At 68.1% G+C, this 6,046-nt stretch carries 5 protein-coding genes and 1 tRNA gene; 4 read left to right on the forward strand and 2 right to left on the reverse strand.

Features of this window, described 5'->3' with window-relative positions:
- Positions 1–113 precede the first annotated feature (113 nt).
- The 3 genes from AS96_RS13865 (at position 114) to AS96_RS13875 (ending at position 3,019) form a co-directional block, all read left to right on the forward strand.
- Entirely contained in the window at positions 114–332 is a 219-nt protein-coding gene (locus tag AS96_RS13865) for a PLDc N-terminal domain-containing protein (protein ID WP_036290986.1), read from the forward strand.
- A gap of 175 nt (positions 333–507) precedes the next feature.
- A complete protein-coding gene (locus AS96_RS13870; protein WP_036290989.1) occupies positions 508–2,934 on the forward strand; it encodes an acyltransferase family protein in 2,427 nt (808 codons plus the stop codon).
- A gap of 13 nt (positions 2,935–2,947) precedes the next feature.
- A tRNA-Arg gene (locus AS96_RS13875) sits at positions 2,948–3,019 on the forward strand.
- 200 nt (positions 3,020–3,219) lie between these two features.
- Here the strand turns inward: AS96_RS13875 and AS96_RS13880 are convergent.
- Positions 3,220–4,308, reverse strand: coding sequence for a tyrosine-type recombinase/integrase (locus tag AS96_RS13880; RefSeq protein WP_231477283.1), 1,089 nt, complete (start codon positions 4,306–4,308; stop codon positions 3,220–3,222).
- A 224-nt stretch (positions 4,309–4,532) separates the two neighbouring features.
- Here AS96_RS13880 and AS96_RS13885 point away from each other — a divergent pair, with 224 nt between their 5' ends.
- Complete coding sequence (locus AS96_RS13885) at positions 4,533–5,621, forward strand: hypothetical protein (protein ID WP_036290991.1); 1,089 nt, start codon at positions 4,533–4,535, stop codon at positions 5,619–5,621.
- Here AS96_RS13885 and AS96_RS13890 read toward each other — a convergent pair.
- Positions 5,618–5,977: a (deoxy)nucleoside triphosphate pyrophosphohydrolase gene (locus AS96_RS13890; RefSeq protein WP_036290994.1), complete on the reverse strand. Its 360-nt coding sequence runs from the start codon at positions 5,975–5,977 to the stop codon at positions 5,618–5,620. The genes AS96_RS13885 and AS96_RS13890 overlap by 4 nt on opposite strands.
- Positions 5,978–6,046 lie beyond the last annotated feature (69 nt).

Below are 6,046 nucleotides of genomic sequence, written 5' to 3' on the forward strand. Positions count from 1 at the left end.
CGCCTCTGGTCGCTCAGCGTGGGCGAGAACGACCACATACGACCCCGAACCGGCGGGCGGGGGCGGTGTCAGCCTCCCTGGCGGCGGGCATCGGAGCGGGGCATGCTGGAGGTATGTCCTTCACCATCTGGAACGTGCTCGTCCTGGTCGCGGTGCTGGCCGGGCTCGCGCTGTTCGTCGCGGCGGTCGTCAGCATCGCATCGTCGGCGGCGACGAGTCTGGAGAAGACGCTCTGGATTCTCGTGACGCTGATGTTCCCCCTCATGGGGCCGATCGTCTGGTTGGCGGTCGGGCGGCGCTCGATCGTCGCGAATCCGGCCGAGCGCCGGTGATGCCCGCGGCCGTCAGTCGGCGAGCGCGAGACCGCGGGTCTCGATCGTCCACCCGATGAACGCCTGGTCGTTCGGGTCGCTGCCGACCGACACCTCCCGGGTGATCCCGCGGTGAGAGCGCTCCCGTAGGCTGGAGTCGACCTCCTTCTCCCCTTTTCAGAACGACTGCGTTCCCGTGCCACTTCGTCGCGACATCCAAGGTCTGCGCGCGCTCGCCGTGCTGGCCGTCATCGGCGCGCACGCCGCAGGCTGGCCGCGGGGCGGCGTCGCCGGGGTCGACGTCTTCTTCGTGATCTCGGGCTTCGTGATCACCGGCATGCTGCTGCGTGAGCAGCGGAAGGACGGTCGCATCCGCCTGGCGCGGTTCTACGGCAGACGTGCTCGCCGCCTCGTGCCGGCCGCGCTCGTCACGGTCGGTGCCGTCGTCGGCACCGCCTATGCCCTGTTCGGACGGGCACGCGCAGAGCAGATTCTGTGGGATGGCGTCTCGGCGCTGCTGCTGGTGTCGAACTGGCGTTTCACGCAGCAGGGCACCGACTACTTCGACGCGGGTGACGCCGTCTCGCCGTTGCAGAACTTCTGGTCGCTGTCGGTGGAGGAGCAGTTCTACCTCGTCTGGCCGGGGTTGCTGATCGTGTCGCTGCTGTTCGTTCCCGCCGTGGCGCGTCGCGGTCGGGCGGCTACCGCGGTCGCCGCCGGGTGGGCGGTCGTCGTGATCGCGGCATCCTTCGGGTGGGCGCTGCTGCAGGGGTCGTCGGCGCCGACGGCGGCCTACTTCTCGACGGCGACCCGCGCGTGGGAGTTCGCGCTGGGCGCGCTGCTCGCGGCAGGCGTGCCGCTGCTGCGCCGGCTTCCGGCGGCGCTCGGGGCGCTGCTCGCGTGGATCGGTGTCGCGGGCGTTGTCGCCGCGCTGGTGCTCATCGACCCGGCCGCCGTGGGCTTTCCGGGGCCGTGGGCGGCCGCGCCGACCGTCGCGACCGCGCTGGCGCTGGCCGGCGGCGTCGTTGCGCCGCAGCCGGCGCTGTTCCCGTGGACGAACCCCGTCGCGGTCACGATCGGCAACGCGTCGTACTCGCTGTATCTGTGGCACTTCCCGGTGGTCGTGTTCGCCGCCGCACTGCTGCCCGCGTCGCCGTGGTCGCTGCCGCTGACTCTGGCGATCATCGCCGTCGTCGGGTTCGCGTCGTACGCGATCATCGAGCAGCCACTGCGCTACGCACCGTTCCTGGGTGGGCGGGTGCCCGCGACGGTAGCGGCCGAATCCCCGGAGCCGGCCGTAGACGTATCGGATGCCGCCGCGCCCGTCGAGCCTGCCGAGGCTCCCGCTGTGGCGCCGCCGGTGCGCACCCCCGAGATCGCGACGCGGCGGCCGGCGGGGTGGCAGCCGGGCACGCGCTACTTCCCGGGCAGTCCCCGGGTGGCGGCCCAGAGCGCGGGTGTCGAGCCGGTTGAGGTGGCGGCGGCATCCGTTCCGGAGGTCGTGCCCGTCGAGCAGCCCGTGATCGCTCCACCGCCGGTCGAGGTTCCGGAGGTGCCGACGCTCGCGATGAGCGACAGCGTTCCGGTAGCGAGCGTCGCTCCGATGGTCGCCTGGCGGGAGCGTTTCCGCACCCAGGTCTCTCTGGCCGCCGCCGGTCTCGTCGCCGCCGCGTTGCTGGTCGTGCTCGTCGTACAGGTGCAGCAGCCGCGGCCGCTGCCGCCGACGGCCGGGGGCACCGATCAGGCGGCGCCCGCGATCGAGGATCCGACGGCGGCGCTGCAGGCCGATCTCGCAGCGGCGGTGTCGGCGACGACCTGGCCCGATCTGCACCCGTCGCTCGATGAGGTGATGGCGCAGTCGTCGGGGGCGAATCCCGCGCACGACTGCTTCGCGCCGACGCCGCTGCCGGATGCCGCCGCGTGCACGTGGGGGAGCGGCGACGCTCCGCGGCACCTGTACCTCGTGGGCGACTCGACCGCGATGGCGTATGCGCCGGCGCTGAAGGCGCTCGCCGAGCAGAGCGGGGGAGCGATCCGCGTCACGACGGTCGGGCTCTACGGATGCCGCTTCACGGACGTACTCGTGCAGAACGACGATCCCGCGGTGATGCAGGCGTGCACCCAGCGCAAGAACGACGTGGCCGCAATGATCGCCGCCGATCACCCCGAGCAGGTGCTGGTCTCGAACGCGTACACGCTGGGGCGTACGGCGGACGGGCGCGACCTGAGCGCGGCAGATCTGATCGCGGCCGAGGCTGCAGAGATGGCGCGGTACGGGATGCCGGGCCGCATCGTCTACCTCGAGGCGCCGCCGGAAGGCGCGCCCCTCGGCAACTGTTACACGCGGGTCGGGTCGCCGTACGCGTGCGCGACGAGCATCACGCCGGTGTGGCGCGACATGCAGGCGGCGACGGCGGCCGCCGCAGCGGCGACTGGCGATCGCCTGGTGGATGCGCTGGCGTTCACCTGCTGGCAGGACGTCTGCCCGGCGTTCGCGGGGACGCTGCCGATTCGCTACGACCAGACACACCTCACGGTCGCCTACTCCGCGCACCTCGCGCCGTATCTGCGGTGGGCGCTGGATGGTGCTGACGCGGCCGGTGCGCCGGCGCCGCCCGGTTAGAATCGATGCGCCAGCCTCTGTAGCTCAGTGGAAGAGCCACTCCGTCCTAAGGAGCGGGTCGGGGGTTCGAATCCCTCCAGGGGCACCGCTTGTTTTTGCTCCTGACCAGGTATTTCTTCCGTGGTCAGACCTCGCAGAATCGCGTTTTGCCCGCTTTTTGCCCGCATTTGTAGGCGCTGTGAATGGAAACAGGGCCCGGCAGAGCGCTCCATCCGGCGTCCCCGAACGATAAACTGGCGCGTTTCGTGCGGCGTAGAGTTCGATGAGAATTGAGCAATCTGCTCTCTACAGTCGGGTCGGCAACACGTATCGCGTTTGCGGACCTGCTGGCAGCGCCACGAGCGGCATCTGGGCGTTGAGGCGTGCCGCGACGGCATCCAGATCGTCGTCGAAGAGGTCGGCGTAGGTGTCGAGCGTCATCGCCGCCGAGGCATGCCCGAGCATCCGCTGCACGGCCTTCACGTTGGCGCCCGAGCTGATCGCGAGTGACGCGGCCGTGTGGCGGAGATCGTGCGGTGTCAGCCGCGGGATCGACGGGTCGACTGTCTGTGCGCGCTGCACCGCGTTCGCGAACCAGTCCTGACTGCCGGACCTGCGCATGTGGTGGATGTCGGCGCCGAAGTACAGCCGTTCTGCGCCCTTGCCGGCCCACGCCTGCTCCATCATCGGGGCAAGACGCTCCGGGTAGGGGCCGAGCGCTTCTTGTGCGTCGTTGGTGTACCGACGTGGATCTCGTAGCCGACTAAGACCGCGTTCCTCTTCGATGACCGAGAGTCGACGCAGTCGGTTCACACTGCGCACGCGTAGCGCGGTCGCCTCGCCCCCGCGCAGGCCGGTGTAGCCGAGCGTCAGCACCATGGTCGGATGCCCCGAGCATGCCGCCAGCGTCGCGACCCGGCCGTGCGAGAGGTAGACGCGTCGCTTGCCCGGCCCTTTCCGAAGCAGGGTGCGGATGTTGCGGGCCGGATTGCGGGCGAGGCGACGGTCGTCGATGGCGACATCGAGGATGCCGGCGAGAACGCCGAGGGCACGGATGACGACGGTGCTCGACTTGCGCGTCGCGAAGTCGGACACCCAGTCCTGAACCTCGGAGCGCCGGATCGAGTGGATCTCCCGATCTCCCCAGACGGGGGCGACGTGGTTCTTCCACGCCCGCTCGAGCGTCATGTAGTACGAGGGCTTCGACATCGGCGGCTGCTTGGAGCGCAGCCAGCTGTCGGCGAACATCCGGACCGGTACTCGGGACGACGTGGGGGCGATGTACTCGCCCTTCGACTTCGACACCGTGACCATCGAGAGGTAGAGCTGCGCCTCGCGGATCGTCGTGAAGCCCCGCTTCTCCGCCTCGGTGTGGTCAGGCTTGCGATAACGCACGCGGTAGCGGCGGCCTTTCGCCGACTCCTATGGGGTGATGCTGCCCATCTCGACCTCCGATCTTGGCGCGTGATGATCAGTATCGGGACAGTTTTGGACATAGCTTCGGTGCCGTCAACCGACAGCGAACGATGTGCGTCGTGATGCAGCCGAATGATGGCAAACGTCCCGCGCTACCCACAACGCGCTACGCGGCGGGCGGCGTACATCGATACGCTCAGCTCATGGAGCCCACGACGCCGGCAACGCTGGCCTTGGATTACGGGGTTCCCCAGAAGCGCATTCGGGACATTCTTCGCTCGCTCTATGGCACTCTGCCTGACGATCGCACACGATGGGTACTTGATGACCTTCAGACGGAGGAAGTGCGGTCGCGGCTAAGCGCCGGCGAAGGTCCGCGTGAGTGGGCGCTCGAGATCGGTGACAAGGTCCTCAGGCGCGCCATTCATCGTCAGTATGGCGGGGGGCAGCAGGGCGGCATCTCGACGTCGAGCAAGACCAACGACATCTTCATCTTCACGAACCCGGCTCGCGGCTCACGGTACGGATACGACCTCCACGAAGGCCTACAGGCCGACGGCAGCTTTGCCTATACAGGGGAGGGGCAGTCGGGGGATCAAGAGTTCACACGTGGCAATAAGGCGCTCCTCAACGCTGCCGACGAGGGTCGCGTGATCCGGGTCTTCAACGCGAAACCCCCTTACGCTACCTACGTCGGAGCGTTCACCACAGGGGAGCCCGTATGCACCTTCCAGGAGATTCCGGGTCAGGACGGACTGCTGCGACGCGCCATCGTCTTCAATCTGGTCCCGCTCGATGCGAGCACGTCTCTCCTGTCTCCGCATCCTGGGCGACTTCGCATGCTCAAGCCCCAGATTGTGCGATGGGACCCGCCCGATGCTTCGGACATCAGCGTGGTAGTGGATGCCACCGAGCTACCACCCGGCGATCGGGTGGTCTCACGCGTCGAGTTCCAACTCCAGGCAGACTTCGGTCACTGGTTGGAGGAGCGTGGAACGCCGCCGAGCCGTCTCCGTCTGCCAGTAGCCGGCACGATCATCGAGCCCGACATGTATGTAGAGTCCGAGGGTTGGCTTGTGGAGGCCAAGAAGTCGACGGGGCGTGAGTATGTCCGGATGGCCATCGGGCAGGTGCTCGACTATGTCCACAACGCGCGCACGCTCGACACCGTGACGACTCCGATGATCCTGCTGCCTGGGCGCGCGGAGGTCGATCTCATGGAGCTGTCGGCCGATCTCGGCATCACGCTCGCCACACGCGATGGTGACTCGTTCGAGCTGCTGCGGCCTTAGCCTGCAGAGACGATCGCGCGAACCGCAGGGATGTCTGCGGGCGCCCATTCGATGGTGTCCAGCTCTGTAGGTTTTAGCCACCGGACCTCGGAGTGTTCGGTAACGCGAGGGGCGCCGGACCGAAGCACACACCAGAAGGTTGTGAGTGTGACGTCCCCGAAGTCGTAGGCGTGGGTGGTGGTGGTGAGCTCGTCACCGACTTCAACCTCGCAGTCGAGCTCTTCACGAATCTCACGTTCGACTGCTTGGCGTGCTGATTCGCCGGGCTCGATCTTGCCACCGGGGAACTCCCAGAGGCCGGGTAGGAGCGATTGAAGCCCGCGCTGCGCGCAAAGCACTAATCCGTCGCGGACGATGACGGTGTTTAGCCGGGGCTTCGGGTAGCGCGGTTGTAGTGATCCGGTAGCACGGGCGCGGCGATCGGA

It is taken from the genome of Microbacterium sp. MRS-1, from assembly GCF_000585455.1.
Lineage (GTDB): Bacteria > Actinomycetota > Actinomycetes > Actinomycetales > Microbacteriaceae > Microbacterium > Microbacterium laevaniformans.

Bases quoted from the DNA above. Each gene is read 5' to 3' on its own strand.
- AS96_RS13865 (WP_036290986.1), top strand. From the start codon at position 114: ATGTCCTTCACCATCTGGAACGTGCTCGTCCTGGTCGCGGTGCTGGCC.
- AS96_RS13885 (WP_036290991.1), top strand. From the start codon at position 4,533: ATGGAGCCCACGACGCCGGCAACGCTGGCCTTGGATTACGGGGTTCCC.